This window comes from Gracilibacillus xinjiangensis (assembly GCF_042651765.1).
In the GTDB taxonomy this organism is placed as follows: Bacteria; Bacillota; Bacilli; order Bacillales; family Amphibacillaceae; genus Gracilibacillus; species Gracilibacillus xinjiangensis.
Genome location: NZ_JBHSDT010000004.1, coordinates 968354 through 994723, shown reverse-complemented (window position 1 = coordinate 994723; position 26370 = coordinate 968354). Strand labels below are relative to the sequence as shown.

The 26370-nt window shown below is 36.2% G+C and carries 28 protein-coding genes; 6 read left to right on the top strand and 22 right to left on the bottom strand.

All coding sequences use genetic code 11. From position 1 onward, the window contains the following. Positions 1–16: 16 nt before the first annotated feature. From ACFOY7_RS08785 to ACFOY7_RS08755, 7 genes are all read right to left on the bottom strand, one after another. Positions 17–2872 (bottom strand): ATP-binding protein, encoded by a 2856-nt coding sequence (locus ACFOY7_RS08785; RefSeq protein ID WP_390251447.1) that lies wholly within the window; start codon positions 2870–2872, stop codon positions 17–19. After that, positions 2869–4107 (bottom strand): metallophosphoesterase family protein, encoded by a 1239-nt coding sequence (locus ACFOY7_RS08780; RefSeq protein WP_390251445.1) that lies wholly within the window; start codon positions 4105–4107, stop codon positions 2869–2871. The genes ACFOY7_RS08785 and ACFOY7_RS08780 overlap by 4 nt, the downstream gene beginning before the upstream one ends. A gap of 101 nt (positions 4108–4208) precedes the next feature. Continuing rightward, entirely contained in the window at positions 4209–5483 is a 1275-nt protein-coding gene (locus tag ACFOY7_RS08775; RefSeq protein WP_390251443.1) for an ABC transporter permease, read from the bottom strand. After that, positions 5476–6375, bottom strand: coding sequence for an ABC transporter ATP-binding protein (locus ACFOY7_RS08770; protein ID WP_390251441.1), 900 nt, complete (start codon positions 6373–6375; stop codon positions 5476–5478). Before ACFOY7_RS08770 ends, ACFOY7_RS08775 begins: the two co-directional genes overlap by 8 nt. Positions 6376–6521: 146 nt before the next feature. Next, positions 6522–7454: an ectoine hydroxylase gene (gene thpD / locus ACFOY7_RS08765; protein ID WP_390251439.1), complete on the bottom strand. Its 933-nt coding sequence runs from the start codon at positions 7452–7454 to the stop codon at positions 6522–6524. Positions 7455–7788: 334 nt separating this feature from the next. Continuing rightward, positions 7789–8139, bottom strand: coding sequence for a YlbF/YmcA family competence regulator (locus ACFOY7_RS08760; protein ID WP_390251437.1), 351 nt, complete (start codon positions 8137–8139; stop codon positions 7789–7791). Between the two features lie 116 nt (positions 8140–8255). Then, positions 8256–9392, bottom strand: a complete 1137-nt coding sequence (locus ACFOY7_RS08755) for a DUF445 family protein (protein WP_390251435.1) — start codon at positions 9390–9392, stop codon at positions 8256–8258. A gap of 97 nt (positions 9393–9489) precedes the next feature. Here ACFOY7_RS08755 and ACFOY7_RS08750 point away from each other — a divergent pair, with 97 nt between their 5' ends. The 4 genes from ACFOY7_RS08750 to ACFOY7_RS08735 all read left to right on the top strand — a co-directional run bounded on the left by ACFOY7_RS08750 (position 9490) and on the right by ACFOY7_RS08735 (position 13322). Further along, positions 9490–10788 carry a YheC/YheD family endospore coat-associated protein gene (locus tag ACFOY7_RS08750; protein WP_390251433.1) on the top strand — a complete coding sequence of 433 codons (1299 nt, stop codon included), beginning with the start codon at positions 9490–9492 and terminating at the stop codon, positions 10786–10788. 51 nt (positions 10789–10839) lie between these two features. After that, on the top strand, positions 10840–11025 hold the full coding sequence (locus ACFOY7_RS08745; protein ID WP_390251431.1) for a hypothetical protein: 186 nt from the start codon (positions 10840–10842) through the stop codon (positions 11023–11025). 122 nt (positions 11026–11147) lie between these two features. Next, entirely contained in the window at positions 11148–12050 is a 903-nt protein-coding gene (locus tag ACFOY7_RS08740) for a PucR family transcriptional regulator (protein ID WP_390251429.1), read from the top strand. A gap of 171 nt (positions 12051–12221) precedes the next feature. Beyond that, positions 12222–13322, top strand: a complete 1101-nt coding sequence (locus ACFOY7_RS08735; RefSeq protein WP_390251427.1) for an ABC transporter ATP-binding protein — start codon at positions 12222–12224, stop codon at positions 13320–13322. 44 nt (positions 13323–13366) lie between these two features. On the opposite strand, the gene ACFOY7_RS08730 is transcribed toward ACFOY7_RS08735, so the two are convergent. From ACFOY7_RS08730 to ACFOY7_RS08705, 6 genes are all read right to left on the bottom strand, one after another. Next, positions 13367–13585 carry a hypothetical protein gene (locus ACFOY7_RS08730; protein ID WP_390251425.1) on the bottom strand — a complete coding sequence of 73 codons (219 nt, stop codon included), beginning with the start codon at positions 13583–13585 and terminating at the stop codon, positions 13367–13369. 192 nt (positions 13586–13777) lie between these two features. Then, positions 13778–13981 carry a small, acid-soluble spore protein, alpha/beta type gene (locus tag ACFOY7_RS08725; protein WP_390251423.1) on the bottom strand — a complete coding sequence of 68 codons (204 nt, stop codon included), beginning with the start codon at positions 13979–13981 and terminating at the stop codon, positions 13778–13780. 99 nt (positions 13982–14080) lie between these two features. After that, a complete protein-coding gene (gene fumC / locus ACFOY7_RS08720) occupies positions 14081–15466 on the bottom strand; it encodes a class II fumarate hydratase (protein WP_390251421.1) in 1386 nt (461 codons plus the stop codon). Positions 15467–15626: 160 nt separating this feature from the next. Next, positions 15627–16478, bottom strand: a complete 852-nt coding sequence (gene yabG, locus ACFOY7_RS08715) for a sporulation peptidase YabG (protein ID WP_390252070.1) — start codon at positions 16476–16478, stop codon at positions 15627–15629. A gap of 141 nt (positions 16479–16619) precedes the next feature. Next, positions 16620–17552, bottom strand: coding sequence for a M15 family metallopeptidase (locus ACFOY7_RS08710; protein WP_390251419.1), 933 nt, complete (start codon positions 17550–17552; stop codon positions 16620–16622). 102 nt (positions 17553–17654) lie between these two features. Then, entirely contained in the window at positions 17655–17900 is a 246-nt protein-coding gene (locus ACFOY7_RS08705) for an IDEAL domain-containing protein (RefSeq protein WP_390251417.1), read from the bottom strand. Between the two features lie 224 nt (positions 17901–18124). Between ACFOY7_RS08705 and ACFOY7_RS08700 the strand changes: the two genes are divergently transcribed. Next, on the top strand, positions 18125–19003 hold the full coding sequence (locus tag ACFOY7_RS08700; RefSeq protein ID WP_390251415.1) for a cation diffusion facilitator family transporter: 879 nt from the start codon (positions 18125–18127) through the stop codon (positions 19001–19003). An 80-nt stretch (positions 19004–19083) separates the two neighbouring features. Here the strand turns inward: ACFOY7_RS08700 and ACFOY7_RS08695 are convergent, their stop codons facing one another. From ACFOY7_RS08695 to ACFOY7_RS08660, 8 genes are all read right to left on the bottom strand, one after another. Further along, positions 19084–19377: an AzlD domain-containing protein gene (locus ACFOY7_RS08695; protein ID WP_390251413.1), complete on the bottom strand. Its 294-nt coding sequence runs from the start codon at positions 19375–19377 to the stop codon at positions 19084–19086. Further along, positions 19374–20087 carry an AzlC family ABC transporter permease gene (locus tag ACFOY7_RS08690; RefSeq protein WP_390251411.1) on the bottom strand — a complete coding sequence of 238 codons (714 nt, stop codon included), beginning with the start codon at positions 20085–20087 and terminating at the stop codon, positions 19374–19376. Before ACFOY7_RS08690 ends, ACFOY7_RS08695 begins: the two co-directional genes overlap by 4 nt. A gap of 11 nt (positions 20088–20098) precedes the next feature. Beyond that, positions 20099–20860, bottom strand: coding sequence for a type I methionyl aminopeptidase (gene map / locus ACFOY7_RS08685; protein ID WP_390251409.1), 762 nt, complete (start codon positions 20858–20860; stop codon positions 20099–20101). 273 nt (positions 20861–21133) lie between these two features. Continuing rightward, a complete protein-coding gene (locus ACFOY7_RS08680) occupies positions 21134–21238 on the bottom strand; it encodes a YjcZ family sporulation protein (protein WP_089741197.1) in 105 nt (34 codons plus the stop codon). A gap of 87 nt (positions 21239–21325) precedes the next feature. Next, on the bottom strand, positions 21326–22078 hold the full coding sequence (locus ACFOY7_RS08675; protein ID WP_390252069.1) for an SDR family NAD(P)-dependent oxidoreductase: 753 nt from the start codon (positions 22076–22078) through the stop codon (positions 21326–21328). Between the two features lie 2 nt (positions 22079–22080). After that, entirely contained in the window at positions 22081–23226 is a 1146-nt protein-coding gene (locus ACFOY7_RS08670) for a trans-sulfuration enzyme family protein (RefSeq protein WP_390251408.1), read from the bottom strand. A gap of 105 nt (positions 23227–23331) precedes the next feature. After that, a complete protein-coding gene (locus ACFOY7_RS08665) occupies positions 23332–24174 on the bottom strand; it encodes a DegV family protein (RefSeq protein ID WP_390251406.1) in 843 nt (280 codons plus the stop codon). Between the two features lie 86 nt (positions 24175–24260). Continuing rightward, positions 24261–25265 carry a hypothetical protein gene (locus ACFOY7_RS08660; RefSeq protein ID WP_390251404.1) on the bottom strand — a complete coding sequence of 335 codons (1005 nt, stop codon included), beginning with the start codon at positions 25263–25265 and terminating at the stop codon, positions 24261–24263. Positions 25266–25350: 85 nt separating this feature from the next. Between ACFOY7_RS08660 and ACFOY7_RS08655 the strand changes: the two genes are divergently transcribed. Then, positions 25351–25932: an HAD family hydrolase gene (locus tag ACFOY7_RS08655; RefSeq protein ID WP_390251402.1), complete on the top strand. Its 582-nt coding sequence runs from the start codon at positions 25351–25353 to the stop codon at positions 25930–25932. Positions 25933–26064: 132 nt separating this feature from the next. On the opposite strand, the gene qoxD is transcribed toward ACFOY7_RS08655, so the two are convergent. Continuing rightward, a complete protein-coding gene (qoxD, locus tag ACFOY7_RS08650; RefSeq protein WP_390251400.1) occupies positions 26065–26370 on the bottom strand; it encodes a cytochrome aa3 quinol oxidase subunit IV in 306 nt (101 codons plus the stop codon).

Here is a 26370-nt window from a genome sequence, read left to right as displayed (position 1 = left end):
CGCCGATCTGGCTTCGTTATAGTTGTAAAGCTGTTTCTGATTTCGTATAAGTTGTAAAATAAAAAACTTGATGTTCCTTACTTATCTCCTCTAACACTTGCAGAATAAACGCTTTTCGTTTCGGGTCAAAATGAACAAAACCGTCATCAATAAGAAAAGGCAGTCTTATTTCTGCTGAAGCGATCCTGCTTAATGCTAATCTTAGAGCAATATATAATTGATCTTTCGTTCCTTGTGATAATTCTGCAATGGTAAAAACAAATCCATCAGTATCCATTACCTTTATCCACTCATTTTCATTTGGTATAAAAATTTCTTTATACTTAGCATTAGTTAATTGAACAAAATAACTGCTCGCATATTCAAAAACTTTTGGGATATAATCCGCATAGTACTTAGCTTTTGCTTTTGCTATTTTTTCAGTTGCGATTTGATTTATCGCCCACTCCTTCGCAAGTTGATTTGTCCTTTCCTTTAATTGCTCATATTGATGCCTCATGATTGACGCATCTTCTTTCCCTTCTAACAATGTGATGGATGCCCGAAGATCACTCAGCTTCTGTCGATTACCTGACAGTATCTCTTTTTGCTGTTCGATTTGTTGCTGTAATTGCTGCAGCATTTGTTCTAATGTTACATCATCCTCATATTGCCCTTTTGCAAATTGTTCAATCTCCATCTCATCAAATAAAACGGATAAACTGTCTGTGAGTTGATTTTGCTTCTGCTCCAGCTCGCTTTTCTCTTCAAAGTTTTTGCCATTTGTTATGAAAGCTTCTTCCTCTGTGACATTCGCTTGCTGAAAAAGGTTGCTCATCTCCGTAAAGTATGGCTTTTGCTTTTCCAGATTGGATTGGATATCCACATCAATTTTCTTTATTTGCGATTGTAATTGATGAAGCTTATCCCTTCTCTTCTGTTCTGACTCTATTTCAACAGAAAAATCCTGTTCAGTTGTTTCTTTTTTGGACAAGTCTTCTTGCAACTGCTGCAGATAATGCTTTTTCCGTCTTAACTGGTCTCTAGCCTTGTTGTATTCAGCCAATTTTTCTTTCATTATAAGGAACTGTTGAAAAAGTTTCGACCAATATGTGATATTGATTGGTTCGAGAAAAGGATAGTGCGCAATCTGATCTGCTATTTTTTCATTTAATTGTTGCAGTCTTGCGCGGACAGAATAATATCTCTCTTCTAATTTTAACTGCTCCAGATTTTGTTTCTTTCTATTTCCAATTAATTGTGTTAGGGAATCCTGAATGATCTGTTGTTCCTCGATTACTGACTTTCGCTCAGTTAGTTCTTGTTCAGATAAATGGAATCCTGTTTGTTGCTCTGGCCTAAACCATTGATCAGTTAATCTACTTGCAATCTTTAAACCGAAAAATGGCAAGAATGTAATGACAGCCAATACCATAGCCCACTGTAGCTGGTTTTGCCACAGGAGCAAAATAGCAAAGGCGATCCCGGCAGCAAGTAATAACAAAGAGATAGTAGTCCATTTGTTTAACTGTCTAGCCAACTTTTTATAATTCTTTATTTGGCTTTGTTTATTTCTATATTCAGCCGAAGCATCTACTTCCTGTTTGTATTGGCTCAATATTGCTTCATCCATCAGATTTTGCTGCTCTTGTTCGATGTTTTTATCTAATTCAGCTAATAGCCGCTCACTTGATCGGATTTCTTCTCCGATATATTGTTTCTCCATTTCCAGTTGTTCTTTCTGTTTTGCTAAATCGGACCATAATTCTTCTAAATGAAACGGAAAAGAAATTTCCTCTAATGCTTCTATGGACAATGGAATACCTAATTGCTGTAACTTCGTCTCCAACTCTTCTCTATAGTGATTCACTTCCCTTTCCATCTTTTCAATCATTGGCTTATGGTATGTAATTTCCTCCATAAGGCTGGCACATTCTTGCAATGTTTCAAACTGCTCTGCGGTCAGCTGCTCATTTTGCAGCTGATTTATCTGCTGTGTTAATTCTTGTTTCGTTCGTTCTAGTACATTCGCTTCACTTTGAATTGGCAACAAATTCTCTTTTAATGTATAATAACGGGCTAATCCGCTTGCAGGAAATTTACTTGGGGCTCTTAATCTATTTAATTGCTGGCATAGCAAAAAATAGGACTCGATCATTTGATAATGTGTTCGTTTTTTTTCATATGTTCGGTAATCTGTTTGCATTTCCTGCAATTTCGCTTCCATCAGTTTTATTTCATTCTCTAATATCTTTATTTCTTCTAATTTCTTTTGATAGGTTGCTTCTTCTCTCTTTGTGGACACTAATTTCTCTTTCAGATCAGCCAGCTTGTCAAACAATTGATTAATCTCCGGTTTTTTCCCGTACGGTTTAAACAGTTCCAAACGCCTTTTATCTAGCTGTTTTTCTGTATAGTAAATTCGATCAGATCCAGTCATTCCAATTGCTAGCAATACTTCATTTAATGCTTCATTATTCAACTGATGGATTTTTTGCAAATCCATCGCATCAAATGTGTAAATTGCTTCATAATAACTTCGATCAATGCCTTTCCACTTTTGCTTCAGCCATTCTTCCTCTTTAATCTCTCCGTTCACTAAATAGATAATGGCATTGCCTTTATTTCTTCCATGTATTCGTTCAACTACTATATTTTCCGGAACAATTCCGGATATGGTAAGTTTACCACCTATTTGTGCACCTTGTTTCGGCATAAAAACATCGAGTTTTTTCATTGTTTGTCCAAATAGGATATATAAAATAAACTGCCTTAACGTTGATTTCCCTGCTTCATTTTCACCAACAATTTGTTGAAAAGGTGAGGAGTGAAAAGAAAATTGCTGATCTTGCCATTTTCCAAAACCATAAATATGTACATGTTCAATTCTCATTCGTTATCCTCGCTCTCATTCAATAAATAGTTGGCTTCTTCTTTTGCCAGTGAAAGTAGTTCTTTTTGTTCCTCAACGGAGAGATTGGTTAACCATTTCCTGCCTTCAGGGTGGGACCAAAGAGGGTCAATTATTTCCTCCAAATCATCAGCTTGATCAAATGTTTGTTGTAATTGCTGTAAAAATTGTTCCCCTTCGTTCCATTCATCCAATGTTTTCGCTTTGCTTATCTTTATGCCAATAACCTGGATCCAGTTTGTCTGGTTAGCAAATTGGTCGTTCCAAAATGCCATCCATTCTGCTAGATGTCCATCTTTCTGCCATTTTACAACTATTTCCCCTGCATGATGAAAATGTAATTCAATAAATACTCTTTCGGTTGTTTTTACTACTGTTTCCATAGCTTTTTCTAATTCACTAGTTGCTTCTGAAATATCATTCCAAACAGAGGCATCGATTGTCATTCTTTTAAATTGGATTTGATCTAGCCGGCAAAAGTCTAATTCTGCTCCAGACTCTGATAGAACAACATGGTAGCAGCCTTTTTCCCCTGTCTCCTTGATCGATCTGCCTTGAATATTTCCTGGATAAACAATTGGCGGGTTGTTCGATAATATTTCCCGTTTATGAATATGACCAAGTGCCCAATAATCAAAACCTGATTGTTTCATTTCAGTTAATTGGAAAGGGGCGTAATTGGCATGCTCTGTATCGGTATTTCCTAATGATCCGTGAAGACTAGCGATGTGAAAAGGAACATCGCCCTGCTTTTTATACTGTGGGACCATGTTTTTCTCTATTGCTCGATTATAATAGCTAAAACCGTATATTTTAGCCAGTGGTTGACCCTTTTTTATATAATCAAATGCTTCCACTTGCTCCTGTTCAAATACACTCACATTAGCTGGGTAATTTCGCGGAAAGGTTTGACTCTTAATAAAGTCATGATTTCCAAATGATAAAAATACATGGATACCATGTTCTTTTAAGCGACGAAACCCTTGTAATACTGTCATATATGCCTTCATCGATTGATCCTCTTGATCGAACAGGTCACCAACAATCAATACAAAGTCAACTTGCTTATCTATTGCAAGTTCAATTAGTTGGTTAAATGCGTGAAAAGTACTTTCTCTCACTTGATCTAAGATAGTATTTGGCAAATGTCTCAACCCTTTAAATGGGCTATCTAAATGAAGATCTGCACAATGAATAAAAGAAAGCTGTTGTTCCAACCATTTCACCACCTTTCTTTTATTCTATCAAAAGCAAAACAGGAATGCACGTTCGATTATATAAAAAGGCCAGACTCTTTGTTAGTCTGACCTTTAAAACTTTATTCTTTTTTTGATAATTGGAGTGCTTTTTTTATATCCTTTAAGGAAGTGGAAGTACCATACATTAACACACCACCTCTGTAAATTTTGGCACCAATTATTGCAAAAGCAAAGATCGTAATAATCAGTATCATAATACTTAAACCAATTTCCCATACCGGGATATCTAACATACCAACACGTAAAAACATCGTCATCGGTGAGAAGAATGGTACATAGGATGACATTGTTACAAATTGAGAACCTGGATTTGATAAGCCGATCATCGAAATCATAAATGCTCCTACAATTAGTAAGGTAACTGGCATCATCATTTGCTGGACATCTTCTGTACGACTAACTAATGAACCTAACATTGCAGCCATTGTTGCATAAAGAAAATAACCAAGCAAGAAGAAAATAATCGCATAGATAAATGTAGAGAGACTGACATCAGACAGTCCAAATACCTCAAAGAATCCGCCAACTAGTTCTTCTTGTTTTTGCTTAACAATAATATAACCTAATCCTAAAAATACCGTCATTTGGGTTAAACCCACTAAGCCAATCCCTAAAATCTTTGCAAACATTTGACTAACCGGGGACGAGCTTGAAATTAATATCTCCATAACACGTGAGGTTTTTTCATTGGCAATATCTGTTGCAATCATATTCCCATAAGCTATAACCGCAAAATAAAGCAGAAAAAGTATGATATAAACTAAGCCACGTGCACCGCTTAATTCCTCCTCTGTTTTAAAGGAGGTCCCTCCATCATCTGTTACAATATACTCTGTATGAAATATTACTGGTTCGCTGATAGAGGCAATTACTTCCTGGTCAAGGCCTGCTTGACTTGTTGCCATTATTCTTTTTATTTGTTCCAACTCTTGCGTGAGCTTTGCCTCTGCCGTTACATTCATCCTATCATTCGTGTAATATGTAGCTTCAGGCAAATCTTGTTCATTTATTGTAATATGGAGAACACCGATATACTCTCCCTCTTTTACCAGCTCTTTTCCGTCCTCTATGCTAGCGATAACCTCGATTTGGACACTTGCTTCATCTGTCTCCAGGCTTTCTTTCAACTGGTCAGCAATTGCTTGTTCTTCTGAAACAACCGCGACAGATCGTGCCGATTCTGAAGTTTCTTCACCCTCAAACATATCAATAATTGAGGTGATATTTGCCAATACTAGAATGAATAGAAGGAATAGACCAGTTGTAATTAAAAATGACTTCTTTTTTACTTTGGATAAATAGGTATGTAAAAATACTGTCATAAATTTATTCATAAGACTCACCAGCCTTTTCAATGAAAATATCATTCAAGCTTGGTTCTTCTAATTCAAATTTTCGAATAAATCCTTTTCCAAGTAATGCTTGTAAAATGTCCTGTGATACCTCTTCATTCTCGATTTGACAATTTACCCCTCCTGGATATGTTTGTACTTTTCTAACCCCGGCAATCTGGTTAACAAAGCTGAGATCATAATCTGCCTCAATCTTTAAATTCTTTTTACCAAATGATCGTTTTATTTCCCGCAAATTCCCTTGCAAAATTCGTTTTCCATTTTGAAGCATACACAAATTCTCACATAATTGCTCAACATGTTCCATTCGATGTGATGAAAAAACGATCGTTGTACCAGCTTTTTTCAATTCAATTACTGCATTTTTTAACACTTCTACATTAACTGGATCTAAGCCGGAAAAAGGTTCATCTAAAATTAGCAATTTCGGTTTATGTATGACAGCAGATATGAATTGGATTTTTTGCTGGTTTCCTTTTGACAGTTCTTCCACTTTTTTATCTAAATACTGTGGCACTTTTAATCTGTCTAACCATGTTTTTAACTCCACTTGTGCATCTTTCTTTGCCATTCCCCTTAGTTTCCCTAAGTATACGAGTTGCTCCTGAACTTTCAACTTTGGGTATAACCCTCTTTCCTCGGGTAAATAGCCGATCAAATCACTTTTCCGATAATCAATTTTCTCACCATTCCATGTGATCGAACCGCTAGTCGGATCAATTAAATTAAGTATCATTCGAAATGTCGTTGTTTTTCCTGCTCCATTAGCACCTAGAAAGCCGAATATGTTTTTTTCCTGAATTTCCAATGATAATTGATCAACAGCAGTAAACCCGCCAAATTCTTTACTTACATCTTCTAATAATAAAGTCACTTAGGAACACCCCTTTCATAAATATATATACGTTTGATTTTCTTAAAAGTTTCACCGTTTCGATTACTAATGGAAGGAATAATTTATTAGATAACATATTTAAACCCTGATACGCTTAAATGAGGTATCAGGGTAAAATGAATATATTAAGGATGGAGCGTTACCTTTTTCTTTGTTATATCCCAAGACTTTGGTTCAATAGGTTGGATATTGGTACGATTAGCAATAAACTCAGGTCTTGGTGTAATATTTGCAAATGGTTCAACTAATTTATTTTCAACACTGTTAAATACAAAAAATACATTACTTCGAGGCATTGGTGATACATTACTGTTAGACCCATGCATGGTATTAGATTCAAAAAATAACACAGATCCTGCAGGTCCTGTGGCACTATCAATTCTGCCGCCCTTCTGTAATAACCAGTTGATACTGTCATGGTCCGGGACACCGATATTTTGCATTTTCAATGACTGCTCAAAGTGGTTCTCCGGTGTTTCACCAACACACTGAACATAATAACGATGGGAACCAGGGATCAGTAACAGAGGTCCATTGTACGAATAATTATCTGTTAGAATAATACTGCAGCTAACTGCACGCATGTTTGGCATTCCATCTTCCATATGCCATGTTTCAAAATCTGAATGCCAGTAGAAATCTTTCCCTTTAAAGCCAGGTTTAAAATTTATTCTCGATTGGTTTATGTAAACCTGACTGCCAAGCAGCTGCTGAGCAATGTGGACAAGTCGTTCATGGGAAGAAAGATTGTGGAAGAATTCGTCATTATTATGAACATCAAATACCGAACGAATCTCATCACCACCTGATTCTCTTACGACATACTTTTCATCAGAATCTTTATTATCTTGCATATTGCGTCTTAATTCTTGCTGAAGAATAGTTACTTCTTCTTCCGAAAAGAAATTGGGCATAAATAAGTAACCATTATCTTCATAAAAATCTAGCTCCTGGGCATTTAAAGGCCCATCTCCCTTATTGGAGTTATGAATAATTGGATCTTTTCTTTCTAAAATGGAAGGCATTCCTTTGATTCTAGAAGGATACAAATCTTTCATCGTTCAATCACTCCTTGTCGGTATTAGATTTTACGTCTTCAGTATAATCTTTTAGAATTTGGTAAACAACATTGATAACAAAGCATGTAAAGGGATATACCATATTGACAGCTGCTCAAGAACGAATACATACATCCTGCTACATCTTTCCACCTTTTTCGCTATATTTCTTCAAAAAAGCCAATTACTCTTATTACTGTCGATAAATCTGTAATACTATACTTTATAAATTATATAAATCGTTTATACTTTAGTGTTTAACACGTGAACTTTTTAACAATAAGGGCATAAAAAAACAGGACTTTAAGATTTGCTTAAAGTCCTGCCAGGTTAATTACGCTTCCTGCGCACCATATAATTCTTCGAGTGGTTTTGTAATGATACGGCTAATATCATTAATTAATACATTGACACGCTGCTCTTGCTCCATTAACTTGGAAATGTCCTCATGCTGTTGGACTAGCTCTACAACGCTTTTTGCTTTTTCTACTTCCTCTTCTGTAATTTCCAAACCTTGCATTTGTTTTTGCTGCAATTCTAATTGTGTATTTCTAAAATTATCAAACATTTGTTTAGATGATGGATCATTCATTACTTTATCATATGCTGATTTTAACTCTTTGAACTCATCACTTTCCTGAATTGCTTTTTCCAATTCATGTGCACTATCATGGATATTTGCCATAAAAATAAATCCTCCTAAATTGATTCGCGTTACATGCTAACTGTAAAATTTGCGAACATAACAGCTAACCGCTTATTAATTACATCTACTTCCCCACTATAACAAAGATTCACCACTTATCCAACCAATACAAATAGAATTCCTTGAATGAGTCCAATTATCCCTCCAAGTAATGCCCCTAAATATGTAATCAACTTAAATTCTTTCCGTGATATGGAAAGTATAATATCTTCAATTCTCGCTGTTGGAAAGGAAGCAACTTGTTTTTCGACCATCTTCTCGACTTCTAAATTCTTTAATATTACTGGAACTTTTTCTGTCATTTTATCAAACATCAGATCAATTACCTTCGGAATAATACTTTCTTCAATTTTTGTTTGAACAGGGATGATGAAAGTATGGACAGGCTGTTCTAGCCATTTCTCTAAAGGGATATTACGAACAGCTAAGTCACGAATTCCATCTTGGACAAAGTCTTTCTTCAATAATGGTCGAAAGTCTGACAATCGTTTCTGTTTAAACTTCAAATATTCTTTATCGATAACATTTTTTAATAGTAGATAACCATCTTCTGTTTGCAAGTAATTGGCGACTAATGCTTGCACTTTCTCTGACAGATCATCCCCGCTGACCATTGATAATAACATATTGCCAAGGAAACCTTTCGACTGGGCATATTCATTAATAACTTGCTCCATTTTCTTTTTGGTTTCGGGTTGATGAATGAGTTCAATAATTTGCTGATGAACATAATTTGTAAGTTGCTCCATCTGTGCTTTTAACTCTTCATCCACCTCTGTTGTGATCCAGTCTTGCAGCGACTTACTAGCATGCCCATCAATAAACTCTTCATACTTACTTATAACAAAATCACCAATCTTCTGCTCAACCACTTCTTTATTAACTGACATTTCCAATTGGTTGAGAAGTTGATTCATTGTAAATCCCTTATTTAGAAAATGATGAAATTCTTCCTTTAAAAGGATGGTTACTTGATCTCTCACTTCCCTCTCTTTCAATTTGCTTTGGAGACTGTCTGCTGTTACTAGATGATTCACAACTAACTGCCCTAACTGGACTGCCAGCTGATCACGGCGTTTCGGAATGACCCCAGGAGTAAATGGCACTCTCCATTTCCCGATATACTTTGCCTCATATGGACGAAAGAGCATTTTAATCGCAAGTGAATTGGTTAACCCGCCAATCAATCCTCCAATAATGATCATTGCTGCTAATGTAATAAAAATATTCAACTAATTATACCTGCCTTTCTCCCTAAAATGTATAGTACCCCTGTTTCACGCATAGAATGGACTAACTATGAGATAAATAGTAAGGGATGGATGTCTTATGTTATATAAGCTTCAAGTAAAGGAATATCCGAACACGAAAAATAGGATTATTGTGCCTAATTCCATCTATACCGTTCATAAAAAAGTCCGAAAAATGGTGAATGGACCTAATTACGTTAATTGTGACTGGCTAAGCCATAACAAAGACAATACTACTATTTTCATTTCCTCTGAATTAATGCGCCAGTTACAATTTAAAACAAATAAATTTTATCAATTCAACATAATTGAAACATCATGTATGGTTTATTACCAATTCGGAATATTAACAGCTGGTTGGCAGCAAATTGAACGTCATGCATCTATTTTTCAGGAAATGACACATATTGGCAATCTTTATGGCTTTGACACCCTGCTATTCGGCTATAAAGATATTGATTTCCATATAAATAAGATTAAATGCTACCATTTTGAGAAGAACCGTTGGACAAGTACTATTCAGCCATTCCCGCGAGTAATTTACAATCGGCTCCCAAACCGCAAACTGGAGGCACATCCTGTAGTGAAACAAACAAAACAAATGCTGCAAACAACTTCTATTATATTTAATCCTGAATTTTTTAACAAATGGCGTGTTTACGAAATATTTATGCAAAATAATTCTGTCCAATATTTGTTGCCCCATACGATTTTCCAGCCATCAATAGACACTCTTGGAGAATGGATCGACCATTCTGATATTTACCTGAAACCAGTTCATGGCAGCAAAGGAAACGGAATTTTCCATATTTATAAAAATAATCGTGAATATATGGTTAGTCATTTCATCAATAACAAGCTCGAACGATCCTCTCACTCGACAACAGACTCGATCATTAATAAATATTTCCCATATGGGTTGAAAGATTATGTCATCCAGGAAGCTATTCCTTTATTCGAGAAAGATAAGAGGAAGGTTGATTTTCGTATCCATACGAATAAAAATGATAAAAATAAGTGGGAAGTATCTCTTCATTATGCAAGACAAGTGGATGATCACTTTATAACAACCCATATTTCAAGAGGTGCTTCGATAATAAGTATTTTTGACTTCTTTTCCGAGAAGGATGCAACTATGCTACTACAAAAACTTGAACAGATTGTTCTAACATTGAGTGGAATCATTGACAATTATTATAATGGGGGGACCGGTGAGCTTGGTTTTGATTTAGGAATTGACCAAGAGAAGAAAATATGGCTTCTTGAAGTAAATGCAAAACCTGGTTGGACCGTATTCGATTACCCTGAGTATCACAATGATAAGCACAATATATTTCGTTTATTATACCGTTACGCTTTTTTCCTTCAGAATAAGTAAGGATGAACATAGATTAGGTAAGACAAACTATAACAAAAAGGAGGAATATGTATGGCAAAACCATCTTCAAAAAAAGAAAAAGACTCCCGTGCAGAATATGAAGCAGATGTAGATCGCATGATTAATGAAGGAATGGCTGGTGGAACAACCTACTCCATACACGGCAGAATGCAAATCGAACAATCCAGAGAATTACCAAAAGAACATCAACCATTCCCTGCAGAAAGTGAAGATTAAATTAGTTATAATCGCACATACCAGAAATGTGCGATTTTTTTTAATCTTTTGCGATCAGCTTTTTCTATAATATTTGTTATACTTATAAAATGAACAAGTATTAACGAAAGAGGCTAATATCTATGATAAAGCAATTACAAGAAATGTTTCCGCAACTAATTAAAGCTACTGACAATATGATCAAGGAATACAATGACTATAAATGGTTTTTGACAAATGAGAATGATATTATCGGTATATCGAAATTAGAGCTGTCACAACGTGAGGAAGCGTTGTTAAACATCTTACTTACACCTTATCATGCAAATGAACCTCCCACGAATCATCGGGAGAAATTATGGATGGACGTTCTGTTTCATCAAGAGATTCCTCAAGCGTTGATGGATGACAACACTATGGAAAAATTTCAATTTGTATATTTTTCTTTTTCTGACGAAACCATTGACCCAGATGGGTTTCGAGAAGCTATATATGGACTTTTCCCTCAAAAAACCCCAATCTTATGGGAGAATAACCAAGAAGGTGTCTTAATCATTGAAGAAGAAAGTATGACAGATGAATTTATATCTTATTCAGAAATTATTGAAGTTTTAACAACAGACTTTTATATGAATATACAACTTTTCATTGGACCATTCATTTACGAAATTAAGCGCGCTTCGGATTTTTACCAATGGATTAAGAAATGTTATCAGTTAACAAAAAGGATGAAGCGATCTGTCATTCATTATAATGAAGCTATTCCTTATGTAATCTTGCATGATCTGACTGTAAAGGAACAGCGATTAATCCATGATTCCATTTTAGCAAAAGTGAAAGATGATAAGGAACTGTTAAGAACTGTCCAGGTTTTCCTGGAATCTAATTCGAATATAACACTAGCTGCTAAAAAAATGTTCATGCATCGTAACAGTTTGCAATATCGAGTCGATAAGTTTATCGAAAAAACTGGCATAGATGTAAAACAATTCGACGGGGCATTGGCTGTTTATTTGTGCTTAATCATGCAAAACAAATGGAACTAAACGTACTTTTTGTGCATTGCAGACAAACAAATGTTCAATGAATGCGTTTTCTGTAATCATGCACAAATGGCTTGCCATTTTTTGTGCACGGTAGCTATTTACGTAGAGCTGGTTTATTTGTAAACTAAGTACATAGATGAAACGCTTTCAAATAATAGGAGGGAATATAAAATGGCAGAATTATCCTTAAGAAATATTGATAAAATATATGACAAAGGCGGATCGAAAGCAGTAGATAATTTCAACTTAGAAATTGCAGATAAAGAATTTATCGTATTTGTTGGTCCATCTGGTTGCGGAAAATCAACAACTCTACGTATGATTGCAGGTTTGGAAGAAATCTCTGGCGGGGAATTTTACATTGACGGAAAACTTATGAATGAAGTTGCACCAAAAGACCGTGACATTGCGATGGTATTCCAGAACTATGCCCTATACCCACACATGAATGTATATGACAACATGGCATTTGGTTTAAAATTACGTAAATTCAAAAAAGACGAAATTGAGCGCCGTGTAAAAGAAGCTGCTCGTATTCTGGGTCTGGAAGCATACTTAGATCGTAAGCCAAAAGCACTTTCCGGTGGTCAACGTCAGCGTGTGGCATTAGGTCGTGCGATTGTCCGTGATGCTAAAGTATTCTTAATGGATGAGCCTTTATCAAACTTGGATGCGAAACTACGTGTTCAAATGCGTGCGGAAATCCAAAAACTGCACCACCGTCTTCAAACAACTACTATTTATGTAACACACGATCAAACAGAAGCAATGACAATGGCAACTCGTCTTGTTGTATTAAAAGACGGTATTATCCAGCAAGTTGGTGCACCTAAAGAAGTATATGATAAACCAAACAACATCTTCGTTGGTGGTTTCATCGGTTCACCAGCAATGAACTTCTTTAATGGTACATTAGAAGAAGGAAATATCGTTTTAGGAAACACCAAAGTAGTAATACCTGAAGGGAAAATGAAAATACTTCGTGAACAAGGATATATCGGTAAAGAAATTGTTTTAGGTGTACGTCCTGAAGATATCCATGACGAACCTGTATTCCTTGATGCAAACCCTGGAGCGAAAATCACTGCGACAATTGATGTTGCTGAGTTAATGGGTTCTGAATCATATCTGTACTCTGAAGTAAATGGACAAGAATTTGTTGCACGTGTTGATTCTCGTACAGATATTCACGGCGGTGAAAAAATCGATCTTGCATTTGATATGCATAAATGTCACTTCTTCGATAAGGATTCTGAACAAAGAATTAAATAATAGGATAATCAAAAGCGCAGACCATTCGGTTTTGCGCTTTTTTGCTACTTTAAAAGTTTCTCACTTATGACGATTTCCTCCATATAGTTACATGACGAACAAACACCGAGATGCACACATTGATGATTGTCTTCAGTTCCGGGAACCCCGTCAATTAATTGTGCGTCTTGGATATCAATATATGCGGCATAATCACCATAATAATCGACGACTTTACCTGCATCATGCATATCTTTTTGACATACAGAACATTTCTTATCCATTTTCTCTAAACCATTACATAAATAGCATAGGTACATTTTAATCCCTCAAATAAAATAAAATTTAGAGAAACTTGGTTTGTAGCCAAGTCATATGGTGATAGTTTTCCTTAAATGAATAACTTTAGCCATAGATAGTACAATGGTACATTGGAAAGAGAGACGCTATAAAGCTGCGTCTCTCCTTTTTAATTATTATGATTGTTGCCCATTGCTGAATTGTTGCTGAGCAGTTCTTACTAAACGTTTCGTGATTTCACCACCAACAGATCCGTTAGCACGTGAAGTTGTGTCTGCTCCTAAATTTACCCCGAATTCTTGTGCTATCTCAACTTTCATTTGATCTAGGGCTTGTTCTATGCCAGGCACAAGTAATTGATTTGAGTTGTTAGATGCCATCTTTGATCACCTCCTGTACACATATTGTGAACAAAAGTGAGATCTGTATGCTTTATTTTTTGTAGTAATTTATAACATACCATCCAGTTATATTATAACTTACTTAGGATAAGTCATTTCTTCCGGCTTAATCCATTCATCAAATTGTTCTTCTGTCAACAAGCCTAACTTTACGGCGGTCTCTTTTAATGTAGAATTGTCTTCATATGCTTTTTTCGCTATCTTTGCAGCATTTTCGTATCCTATATGAGGGTTTAGTGCTGTGACAAGCATTAAGGAATCATTTAAATTCTTTTCAATTTGCTTATGATTAGGTTCTAATCCGACAACACAACGATCATTGAAGGATAACATGCTGTCAGCTAAAAGCTGAGCAGATTGTAAGAAATTATATGCAATGACAGGTTTGAATACATTCAGCTCAAAATTACCTTGGCTTGCAGCAAAACCAATAGCTGCATCATTACCCATGACTTGTGTTGCCACCATTGTTATTGCTTCACTTTGGGTCGGATTGACTTTTCCAGGCATAATAGAGCTGCCAGGTTCATTAGCTGGAATCGTAATTTCACCAATACCACATCGCGGGCCACTTGCTAACCATCTAACGTCATTAGCAATTTTCATTAAATCAGCAGCTAAGCCTTTTAACGCTCCATGTGCAAATACTAATTCATCATGGCTTGTTAATGCATGGAATTTATTTGGTGCTGAAACAAAATTCTTTCCAGTATATTCATTAATTTTTGCAGTTACCCTTTCTGAAAATTCCGGGTGGGCATTTAAACCCGTTCCAACAGCCGTGCCTCCAATTGCTAATTCTTTTACATGTGGTAAACTATTTTCAATCATTAATTCTGTTTTTTCCAGCATACGATGCCATCCACTAATTTCTTGCCCTAAAGTTAGTGGTGTTGCATCCTGAAGGTGTGTACGGCCAATTTTAACTACATCATTAAACGCTTCCATCTTATCCTTTAATGTATTCTTTAATGTTTGAAGTGCCGGAATAACTACTTCCTCCAGTTTTCTAACCGCTGCAATATGTAATGCTGTTGGATAAGTATCATTAGAACTTTGTGATTTGTTCACATCATCATTTGGATGTAATTTTAGTTCACTGCCATTATCTTTTAGCCATTCGTTCCCTACAAAGGCAATCACTTCATTGACATTCATATTTGATTGTGTCCCACTGCCTGTTTGCCAGACTACCAAAGGAAAATGGTCGAAAAGCTCCCCAGCGAGGATCTGGTCAGCTGCAAAAGTAATTGCTTCAGCTTTTTCTTTTTCCATCAGGCCCAGTTCACTATTAACTATAGCAGCACTTCTTTTAAGAATAGCAAATCCTTCCACGATTTCATTTGGCATTAATTCGTTTCCAATTGGGAAATTTTCTTTACTTCGTTGTGTTTGTGCACCCCAATATTTATCACTGGCTACTTTTATTTCACCAATAGTATCACGTTCTATTCGATAATCCATCACAATCTCCCCCTTTAATCTCATTTCATCTATATTGTATCAAAAAAAGCGGGAAAAGTAGTAATAAAAATCAAGCTTATTAACAAACAATTTGCATTCCAAAGAAGCTTTCCCTACCATACTAGGATATTTCAAAAAACAAAATAGCAGCCTATGACCGCTATTTTGTTTCTACGTATGGTAAACCTGTACGAAAAAGGCCTTTTGTTTCCATTCCACCTAATCCTTTTTCACCCGTTAATGTATTTTTTAATACTTCGTAAACATTTACTTTATCCATAAATGGTGTATAAGCAACTTTTGCTACGACGTAAACAGGATCTAATGCATGGATATTGATTCGATCTGGTGAGCTTGCGAAATTGGCACCAGCTCGAATGATAGACTCAAAATGGGATTGGCATGCACCTGCAAAGATAATTAATTGATCTAAATTAGGTTCCCAATTTCTTGCCTTCCTGACTGTTTCTACGAAATATTTTGAATTTCGATACGATGATAACTCCTTTTTCGAACCTTTCGCTTCAGAATAAGCGTCATGACCTGTTATGACCAATATTTCCGGTTGGATCTTTCGGATTAAATCATCGATCTCGAGCGGTAACTCACTTTCCTGGACATATACACCATGGACTTGTAAGCCTAGACGTTGATATAAATCAATGCATTTTTTAAGATAAAGTCGATCACCGTCAATATGAAGTACTTTTACAGGTAATTGAAATCGCTGAATATCTCTGGGCTCATTTTTTTTATGTTCATATTCCTTTTTATCTTTCATCAATTGATAATCCTGCCTGAAAAGACGATAAGAATACTCTTCCTTATCCTTCATTTCTTCTAGTCTTTCTCTTACCAGATCCTCTGGTAATACTCTTACATCATCAATTGGTGCATCTGCTTCCAGTCTTAGGTCTTCCCCGTGTAAAATAACCGTTTCTCCGACTATTTTCTTAATCCTGAAAACAATATCATGTTCGTGAGAATATCTGGTAACGAGCATCCCTGTCATTAATTTATTCACCAAATCACCAACCTTCATTCCATCCTAATGATAGGCTATGATCATCGTTAAGATTTGGTGAAACCTATTTTGCCGAAATTAGAAGCAGAAGGCCATGCTTATCGTTTGGTGCCTTTTTGAACATCCTCTTTAAGGATAAAGTCCAAAGAACTCTTCCAGTGTCGTTTGTTGTTCATAGACTTGTGCTGCTATTTCTTTACCAACATAACGAATATGCCATGGTTCATAGCTATATCCTGTAATACTTTCTTTACCCTCAAGGTATCGTACTATAAAACCGTATTTATGGGCATTTTCAGCCAGCCACTGACCTTCCGCTGTTTGAATAAAACCTGGTTCAAGTACAGCAACTAATGCTGCAGATGCCACATCCATAGCAAGTCCAGTCTGATGTTCGCTAGTACCTGGTTTTGCGGAGTATCTATCTGCATATTCCTGCCCATTATTGGCTACATTATTTTCATAAATTACTTTTTGTCTGTCATATGAACGATAACCTGAAACGGCTACAAAGTCTAATCCACTCTGTTCCGCACCGGTGAATAACTCTTCTAAGGCAGTTGCTGCAACTTGACGCAAGAGGCGCTTCTGATCACCTTCAGCAGCATAGAATGAAACATCAGGTTCAACTAAGTCTGTTGGTTCATAGCCATCAGGCAGCTTTCTTTGTTTATTGACAATTACTTCCACACTATTTGGATCATCCACAACTGTAATGCTCGATTCATTTGATGTTTGCTTATCTGGTACAGCAGGCTGGACTACTTCACTGGTTTCTCCCTCATCCGAAGCCCCATCTTGTTGTACTCGTTTCTCTGTTTCCGTATCTGCTGGACTTTCTTCTCTATCATTATTTCCTTCACCTTCATTGTTTCCTTCTGTGCCTGAAACCGTTTCTTCTTCCTTTTCCGCTAAATCTTCTTCCGCATTTTCCGTCGTTTCTTCATTCTTCTCTTCGTTAATGTTCAATTCTTCTGCAGGCTGTTTATTCTCATCTGCACCATTTTGGCAGCCTATTAAGAATATCCCCATAAGTACCAATAGATAGATTATTTTTCTCATGTTTAAAAATTTCCTCTCCTTGAATCGCTCACTATACTATAACATACAATTTTAGAAAAATTAATAAACCTCGTCTCCTATTTTTCCAGACGAGGTTTATGACTATGATTCCCAAAGAAATCTCTTATATTGTTCACTTAACGTTTTAAATGTTGCCTTATCGTTTTGTTCGATTGCTAGATTAATTTGCTCTTCCAAGCGTGCTTTGTTCCAGTTAAAACAAAGATCATCTAGCATTAACTGTGAAGCAAGCTTAATTTCATAAGGGATTTCCCTTCTGGCTAATATTGCTTTCATACTATTTCTGTTAAACGGAATCAACCTGTAACTAATCTTTTGTTTTTTCATGGAGCACGCCTCCTTTAACTATATGTTTATTAAGCGTTTCCCAATTTGGTGCCTGTCTAAACTAAAGTTAATGAAATAAAATGTTATTTTTTTGAATTTCGCTTCAATTAATGTGTTTTTTATTACAATTGGATACACTATGGCTAGACTTTTCTATCAAATGTTTGATAAGCTAACTTTACAAATCACTCAGCTTTTATTCTTAGAAAGTGCGGGGACAATCAATGAATCAATATGATAAGTATAAACAAGGGGAAAAAGGTGCTTGGATAAGCATTATCGCCTATTTAATTCTCGCTGTGATTAAATTGATTACAGCTGCTATCGGTAATTCTACCGCGTTACGTGCTGATGGACTTAATAATGCAACAGATATTGTTGCATCTGTCGCCGTTTTAATTGGATTGAGGATTTCCAGAAAACCGCCAGATGAAGATCATCACTATGGCCATTTCAGAGCAGAAATGATCGCCTCACTTCTAGCTGCATTTATCATGGTGACAATTGGTTTCCAAGTATTATTTGATACGATAAAATCAATTATTTTGAGGGAATTCAGCCAACCCGACCTTTTAACTGCATGGGTGGCGTTAGGCTCTGCTATTATTATGTTCGGTGTATACTTTTACAACAAAAACTTAAGCAAAAAGATCAATAGCTCTGCACTTAATGCGGCAGCACAAGATAACAAATCGGATGCATTAGTAAGTATTGGTGCCTTTATTGGTATTATCGGTGCACAATTTCAATTATTCTGGTTAGATCCACTTGCAGGGGCAGTTGTTGGATTCATTATATGCAAAACAGCTTGGGATATATTCCGAGAAGCTACACATACATTAACTGATGGATTTCAACCTAAAGAACTAACGAAGATTAAAAGCAGTATTAACAAACATCCTGATGTCCTGGATATTAAGGATGTAAAGGGACGGATTCATGGAAACCAGGCACTTATTGAAGCAACCATATTTGTTGATCCGCAACTCACTGTAGAGGAAAGCCACCATATTACAGATGATATCGAAGAAAAGTTAAAAGAAGAGCATGACATTCCCAGAGCGCATATTCATATCGAGCCATATGATGAGGTTCGCTATTAGAAAATCTAACACTTGCCCATTTTTAGGCATTTGTGTTAGATTTTTTTGTATCTAAGTATTTTCAAATAAACGTTCATTTCCTAGATTGTTAACAACAATACAGTACCAATTGCACTTAGCACAACAAGGATAACATGTACTTTAAACCAAGCCAGTACAATAGCAACAACACCAGCAATCAAACCAATGTATGGTCGCTCGGGAACTACTGACATTATACCCGGAAAAATTAGTGCACCTAATGCAGCATATGGTATTGCCTGGAGCCATTTGTTCATCCATTTCGGAAAATGAACAAAATCCACAATAAATGCCGGGATTACTCTTGGAATTATTGTCACAATTGCCATCCCAATTATAATTACCCAGATCATACTTCTTCCTCCTCTAATATAAATACACCGGCTAGCCCACCTAATATTGTTCCGGCAACAATGCCCCACCCTTGTCCAATATAGGGATGTAAGAGATAATTAATTAGCATGGCGATTATACTGATAATTGCAATCCGGCGATATTTCTTTATTGATGGTATTAATAACCCGATAAACATTGCATATAAGGCAACTCCCATACTTTGGCTTAATACAGCTGGGATTATATCACCTAGCAACCCACCTAATAATGAGCCGAAAACCCATGAAGTATAGGAAGTTACCATGATTGTTCCATAAAAATAATAACCATACTTGTTATCCACTTGCTTCTTATAAATAGATGAGACCGAAAATGTCTCATCTGTTAACCCTAAAGCAAGCGGGAATTTCCATCTCATTGTGTATTCTTTGATCTGATGGATGAAGGACAGGCTCATAATAAAATGACGGAAATTCAAGACAAATGTTGCAACAATAATTTCGGCAGCACTTACTCCAAGCCCAATCATATTAGCGCCCATAAATTGAGCAGCCCCTGCATAAACAAATAAGCTCATCCCTGTCAGTTCTGCTAATGTCATCCCTGATTGCTTTGCAAGGACTCCATAGGCAAGCGCAACTGGTAAATACCCAACAATAATTGGAAACCCTGCAATGAAGCCATCTCTTATTTGTATTTTAATTAATTGCTTTTTATCTAATTCCATTTATAACACCGCTAGTTAGCTTCTTCATCTTGGTCAGTTAAGATCATTGGCCCTTCTTTTGTGATAACAATGGTATGTTCAAATTGAGCAGATCTCCCACCATCAATTGTCCGGGCCGTCCATCCATTATCATCCATCTTGCTTTTCCAATCGCCTTCATTAATCATTGGTTCAATTGTCACAACCATTCCTTCTTTTAAACGCGCACCTTTTCCTGGTAATCCATAATGAGGTATATGAGGATCTTCGTGAATCGTACGTCCAATTCCATGACCAGTAAAATCCCGTACAACAGAGAACCCTTCACCTTCGGCATATTGTTGAATGGCATGCCCAATATCGCCTATTCGATTGCCTGCTACTGCCTGCTCAATCCCTTTATATAAAGATGTTTTTGTCACTTCCAATAATTTGTCTGTTTTTTCATCGGATTCTCCGACAACGTAAGTCCAGGCAGAGTCTGCTAAACCACCATTTAAATTAACAACCATGTCGATTGTCACAATATCTCCTTGGACAAGTTTTTCATTACGAGGAAATCCATGGCAGATCTCATCATTGATGGAGGCACAAGTTGCATATTCATATCCATTGTAGCCTTTTTGTTCTGGTGTAGCGCCATGTTTAGCAAGAAATTTTTCAACAAACTGATCAATCTCTTTCGTTGTAACTCCTGGCTTCATCATTTTAGCGATTTCTCTGTGACACTTTGCCAGAAGCTTCCCTGCTTCATGCATCATTTCTATTTCACGTTTACTTTTTCTTGTGATCATTCCTAACTTCCTTTCTTACCACTGATTCTTTTCACACTTCTATCAATTTTATCATATTTCTTTTCTGATGGAAAAGTTTGATCATCCAAATATGGAAAATGCAAATGCTGGAATTGGTTATAGATATCATAATATATGTACGATTAATTTCATTATTTCCTGCTACGTTCATGATTCCGAATACGTTTCCCCTCTAACACTGTCCAATGATAAGAAAACCGGCAAAGGTACGGAACCTTTGCCAGTTTCTTAGAGAATCTTATGTTGGATTGCTTAGTAGCCGCCGTAACCCCAAGAAGCACCAATAATAATTAATAGAATAAACAACACGACGATCAAAGCGAATCCAGAGCCGTATCCATATTGTTGTGCACCCATCATTTATCCCTCCTTTATTACTTACATTTATAACTTATGTAATGGAGAGAGAAATGGTCCATTGATTTTACAAAAATGGGTTTTAACCTATTTGAATACATCTTTGACACTATAATATTCACCATTTTGAATACCATCAGGGTCTAATAAACGGTCAACCAGAACTTTGGCTACAACATCCGTATTTCGTAAGCTGTTATTTGTTTTATATGCTTTAAACTTATCTACATCGACAAACTGTGTGGCATCTGCTGAACGGATTTCACTTTGCATCTCTGTATCCATAATACTCGGATCAAATAAAAAGATTTTATTGCCTGTTCCTAGTTCACGTTGCTCTACTGCTACTGTGTCAGTATATCGGTCAAGGCCAGCTTTTGTACTGCCATATGCATTCCAACCATAGACAGATCTATTGGCAGCGCCTGAAGTAACATTGGCAATAACTAACGGCAGATGCCCTCGCCAAGCATCTAACCATAAATTAGTCACAATCATTGGAGAAAGTAAGTTCACATGTACATGATCAATTAATTTCTGAGAATCTTGTTTTCCAGCCTGCTCTACTGGTGTCACCATTGCTGCATTTTGTACGAGAAGCAAAGAGTCGATCGGCTTCTCTTTTAAATCTTCAATGATAGCTGCAAATATATCTTCCGTTGCATGAAGATCTGCCAGGTCTACTTTATAATGTATATAGGATCCAGCCAGATCAGCTTCTGACAAGGCTTTGTTCTCATTTCTAGCCAAACCAATAACATGATAAGAAGCTTCCATTAACAGTTTAGCAATAGACGCTCCTAATCCTTTGGATGTACCAGTTATCACTGCAACTTTCATCACTACTCTACCTCACTTTTTGCTAGATCCAGTGCATGAATTAATGTGGAAATAATATCATCTGCATCTTCTATACCTACAGATATACGGATTAACCCTTTGGTAATACCCAGTTTTTCCTGTGCTTCTTTTGGTAAACTGCGGTGTGATGTACCCAGTGGATATGAAACGGTTGTTTCAACACCTGCTAATGTTGCAACAATTTTTATCCAGCTTAATGACTGTAGAAATGTCTCAACATTCGCACTTTTTGTAATATCGATGGTAACAATTGCTCCATGGCCTCTTTCTGAAACAAACTCTGGATAATACACTTTATCAACAGCAGGGTGATTCCTTAACGTGTTAGCTACTTGCTCAGCATTATGAACATGGCGTTCCATTCTGACTGCCAATGTCTTCAATCCTCTAACAGTAAGCCATGCTTCAAATGGGCTTAAGTTACTGCCAAGATTCACACACTTTTGGCGTGCAATTGCAACTAAGTCTTCATCCCCAACTAAAACACCTGCCGTAATATCACTATGACCGCCAATGTATTTCGTTGCACTGTGAGCAACCAAATTTACACCTAAACTGTATGGCCGAACTAGATAGGGTGTGGCAAAAGTATTATCAACCATTGTTTTTAATTTATACTTCTCAGCTATCTGCACCACTTTTTTTAAATCTTCCACACGTAATAAAGGATTCGTGATGGATTCTGTATATAACAAAACAGTATTTGATTGGATATGTCGTTCAATGTCTTCTGTGTATGAAACAAAGCTTACTTCAATTCCAAATCCAGTTAATTCATTGGCTAATAATTCATATGTACCGCCATATAAGTCTTGTGATGCTACTACATGGTCGCCCGCTTTAGCGATAGACAAAATCCCTACTAAAATGGCGGATAAACCAGATGAAGTTGCTATCCCGGCTGGCGCCTCTTCTAAATTAGCTACAGATTGTCCTAACTCATCAGTATTTGGATTGCCTACTCTCGTGTATAAATAATCCCGCTCACCTGCATAGAAATTTTCGATATCATCAAGATTTTTAAACGTAAAAGCGGATGTTTGATGAATCGGAGTAACTTTTGTCGGAATACTATTATCTCTTTTCATTGTCACATGTACAGATTTTGTATCAAATCCTTGTCCCATATTAATCTCCCTTTCTATTCCTCTAATTATACTTTAACGCAATGTTCGGGCATTTTAAAGAAAAAAAGCCAGAAAATTGTTGTCTCACAATTTTCCGGCTGCAAACTAATCTCTAAACCATGAAAAACATAATGTCCCATGACCTGTGTGAACTCCTGCCACAGGTACTAAAGTTTGAATTTTAATTTTTAATTCCCTATGTTTCTTTTCGATTTCTTCTTTCCACTGTTGTGCCTGTTCTTTTACACCTGCATGCAGAATACATACCTCTTTTAACCGATAGGTTTCTACCGCTTCATCCAATAATTGGAACATTCTCTGTTTCGCTTTATTCTTAATTCTTACTTTATCTTTCACCACGACTTTGCCGTTATCAAATCCCAGAATAAGATGAATTTTCAGTAATGAAGCAAAAATAGACTGTGCTGTACTGACACGTCCACTTTTTCTTAATTGCTCCAGGCTTTGCGGCATGAGATACATTTGCACTTTATCTGGGTATGTGTATAGCTCTTTTACTATTTCTTCAAATTCCATGCCTTGGTTGACCATATTGATGCCTTTTTCAATCATTTTTCCCATTGCATAATCGCCAATTTTAGAATCAATAACTTCTACTGGGAAATCTGCCATTTCTGAGGCTGAAAGAGAACTTTGATAGGTCCCTGTTAATTGGCTTGAAGCATGTATTGCTATTCCTACATCATATTCTTTCTTTAATTTTTCATAAAGTGTAATGAAATCACCATAGGCTGGTTGACTTGTTTTCGCATTATTCCCATGTGATTTAAGTAAATGGTAAAATTCATCCTTTGTTAAATCAGTATCTTCTCTATATGTTTTGCCATTAACGATGACATTTAATGGAAGTACATAAACATTGTTTTTCTCTGTAAATTCTTTTGAAAGACCTGATGAGCTATCTGTAATCCATGCAATCTTTTTCAAGAATAACGCCCCTTTTCTAGCACTTTTGTGCCTCTATTTATACTATATTACTGAATAGTTGTAAGGAAGTAAAACATTTCAACAAGTTATGCGAATCGATAATAAATAAGAATAAATGTCGCTAAAACAAAGAGGAAGTTCAAAAAGACAAACACAAATTGGTCAATTTTCGTTTTATGAATTCTAATAGGAGGATGATAAAACGATACCCCTTCAATAATGAAAATTAATAGAACAATGTGAATCATCGCATGACCTACAATTTCTGTCATTCCAAACAACATACTCGTCATAAGGAAGATCACTGTTACAACTAGACCTAAAATACGGTTCAATATACCGACAACCAGTAAATAACCAACAACAAATTCTACAAATGCGGCCATTACTATAAAGATCTCTGGATCAAAACCGAATGTCGGTACATTGTGATGGAGTACAATATCTAATGTCATACCAGGATAAACCCATTTTTCCACAGCCACCCAGCATAAACTGAGCCCTGTTCCTAAATAAAGGAAGGGAAATCCCCAATTTTCAAATTTGGTACTGCCTATAAGCAGCACAAAAATAATTGCTAAATAGAAGCCGTAATCCAGCATATAGAACCAGCCGAAATCCGCCCATACTGTAATAAATAAAACAAGCATCAATACTGCAGCAACTTTTGTACTGTAGTGAATTGGTATGAGTAATGCTATGATAATCAATGCCATCATCACTGTTTGCCATGTTTCCGAAATGATGAATTCTGGTGCAAACATTGTTCCTGAAAAGATTTGAATAATAAATGCTAATGCAGTACCGTACTTTAAAATGTAACGGGAGTATTTACGAAATCGATTCAGAAAATTATCCAACTTATTTGCATACGGTATTTTCAGTAAGTAGCCCATAATCTGTGGTAATATTGCTAATACAATGGCAACAATCAGAGCAAAAGTGATGAAAAATGGACTTAATATTTGTTCGATGGGAACTTTCTCTGGCTCCACTTCTGCAAACCACTTTACATGAGCATATGTGGTAATTGGTGCTGCAATGAATAATGCAAGGAATAATGACATCATACTCTTTTTAACAAGTTTCATTCTGTTTCTCCTTTTTGGTTGAAGTTCCATGCTGATGATATGATACCATGTTAACTATTTCATAAGTGAAAGGATTCGATAATTAATGAAAAAAAGACAGCTTGTTCTGGATATAGGTGGTGTACTAGCTACAGATCTGGACAATTTTTGGTTTACCTTATCCGAAGAAGCACAACTCCCTTTAGAAATCGTTCGGTCAGTCTACAAACAAGAAATCAGACAGAACCTTTGGAATGGGAACATAACAGAACCTGAGTTTTGGGATTGGCTTACCAATACTTTTCCCAATATTAAACTAGATTATTTAAAAGAGAGTTTAACAAATAGTTTATATCCATTAGATGGGATAAACTATTTGAAACGTTGGGCGAATCATGCCGATATTCACATATTGAGCAATCATCGTGCAGAATGGATTTACCCATTTCTTAACCCGTTTAAACATTTCCTATCAAGTATTATCATTTCTTCAGAGGTTGGAGTTGCAAAGCCTGACAAAGAAATATATGAAATATGTATGAATCAAATAGGTGGCAACCTCCCGATCTTATTTGTTGATAATAAATCGGAAAACCTCATTCCTGCAAGTGATTTTGGTTGGAACACCATTCTTGCTGATTCCAGTAACCAGTGGATTAATACAGTTGAGAACGAAATAGTCAGGTAAGCATAAACAAGGCATAGCTCCACCTGCTGCATGAAAACTCTCCATATCAGTACGTTCGTTTAACAAGTCTGATCTGTCTTTTTTCCTTTATAAAAAAAGCAGGGTTCCCCCTGCTTTTTTTCTCATATATTCTTAGTGCATAGCTGCATGACCTGATGTTAATACCCAAATAGATCCAAATACAATAACCAATGCTAAGAAAACACTATAGATCATATTCACCACATTGATCATACCTTCTTTACCTTCCGTTACGTGCATAAACATAAACAGCTGAATTAACGCCTGGAATATTGCTAATATCCCAATAATCCAAACAACAATATGATATGATAGATCCGTTTTATATGCAACAAATACTGCTAGTAAAGTTAATGCAATCGAAAGGAAAAAACCGATTAAGTGATTCCATGGAAAACGACTATTGTGTGCACTCAT

Bases quoted from the DNA above. Each gene is read 5' to 3' on its own strand.
- ACFOY7_RS08775 (WP_390251443.1), bottom strand. From the start codon at position 5,483: ATGAATAAATTTATGACAGTATTTTTACATACCTATTTATCCAAAGTA.
- ACFOY7_RS08735 (WP_390251427.1), top strand. From the start codon at position 12,222: ATGGCAGAATTATCCTTAAGAAATATTGATAAAATATATGACAAAGGC.
- ACFOY7_RS08705 (WP_390251417.1), bottom strand. From the start codon at position 17,900: ATGAAAAAACAAAAGATTAGTTACAGGTTGATTCCGTTTAACAGAAAT.
- qoxD (WP_390251400.1), bottom strand. From the start codon at position 26,370: ATGAGTGCACACAATAGTCGTTTTCCATGGAATCACTTAATCGGTTTT.
- ACFOY7_RS08660 (WP_390251404.1), bottom strand. From the start codon at position 25,265: ATGAAACTTGTTAAAAAGAGTATGATGTCATTATTCCTTGCATTATTC.
- ACFOY7_RS08680 (WP_089741197.1), bottom strand. From the start codon at position 21,238: ATGGGTGCACAACAATATGGATACGGCTCTGGATTCGCTTTGATCGTC.
- ACFOY7_RS08745 (WP_390251431.1), top strand. From the start codon at position 10,840: ATGGCAAAACCATCTTCAAAAAAAGAAAAAGACTCCCGTGCAGAATAT.
- ACFOY7_RS08785 (WP_390251447.1), bottom strand. From the start codon at position 2,872: ATGAGAATTGAACATGTACATATTTATGGTTTTGGAAAATGGCAAGAT.
- ACFOY7_RS08675 (WP_390252069.1), bottom strand. From the start codon at position 22,078: ATGAAAGTTGCAGTGATAACTGGTACATCCAAAGGATTAGGAGCGTCT.
- thpD (WP_390251439.1), bottom strand. From the start codon at position 7,454: ATGAAAGATTTGTATCCTTCTAGAATCAAAGGAATGCCTTCCATTTTA.
- ACFOY7_RS08740 (WP_390251429.1), top strand. From the start codon at position 11,148: ATGATAAAGCAATTACAAGAAATGTTTCCGCAACTAATTAAAGCTACT.
- ACFOY7_RS08730 (WP_390251425.1), bottom strand. From the start codon at position 13,585: ATGGATAAGAAATGTTCTGTATGTCAAAAAGATATGCATGATGCAGGT.
- ACFOY7_RS08710 (WP_390251419.1), bottom strand. From the start codon at position 17,552: ATGAGAAAAATAATCTATCTATTGGTACTTATGGGGATATTCTTAATA.
- ACFOY7_RS08700 (WP_390251415.1), top strand. From the start codon at position 18,125: ATGAATCAATATGATAAGTATAAACAAGGGGAAAAAGGTGCTTGGATA.
- ACFOY7_RS08750 (WP_390251433.1), top strand. From the start codon at position 9,490: ATGTTATATAAGCTTCAAGTAAAGGAATATCCGAACACGAAAAATAGG.
- yabG (WP_390252070.1), bottom strand. From the start codon at position 16,478: ATGACAGGGATGCTCGTTACCAGATATTCTCACGAACATGATATTGTT.
- ACFOY7_RS08725 (WP_390251423.1), bottom strand. From the start codon at position 13,981: ATGGCATCTAACAACTCAAATCAATTACTTGTGCCTGGCATAGAACAA.
- fumC (WP_390251421.1), bottom strand. From the start codon at position 15,466: ATGGATTATCGAATAGAACGTGATACTATTGGTGAAATAAAAGTAGCC.
- ACFOY7_RS08670 (WP_390251408.1), bottom strand. From the start codon at position 23,226: ATGGGACAAGGATTTGATACAAAATCTGTACATGTGACAATGAAAAGA.
- map (WP_390251409.1), bottom strand. From the start codon at position 20,860: ATGATCACAAGAAAAAGTAAACGTGAAATAGAAATGATGCATGAAGCA.
- ACFOY7_RS08690 (WP_390251411.1), bottom strand. From the start codon at position 20,087: ATGGAATTAGATAAAAAGCAATTAATTAAAATACAAATAAGAGATGGC.
- ACFOY7_RS08655 (WP_390251402.1), top strand. From the start codon at position 25,351: ATGAAAAAAAGACAGCTTGTTCTGGATATAGGTGGTGTACTAGCTACA.
- ACFOY7_RS08760 (WP_390251437.1), bottom strand. From the start codon at position 8,139: ATGGCAAATATCCATGATAGTGCACATGAATTGGAAAAAGCAATTCAG.
- ACFOY7_RS08695 (WP_390251413.1), bottom strand. From the start codon at position 19,377: ATGATCTGGGTAATTATAATTGGGATGGCAATTGTGACAATAATTCCA.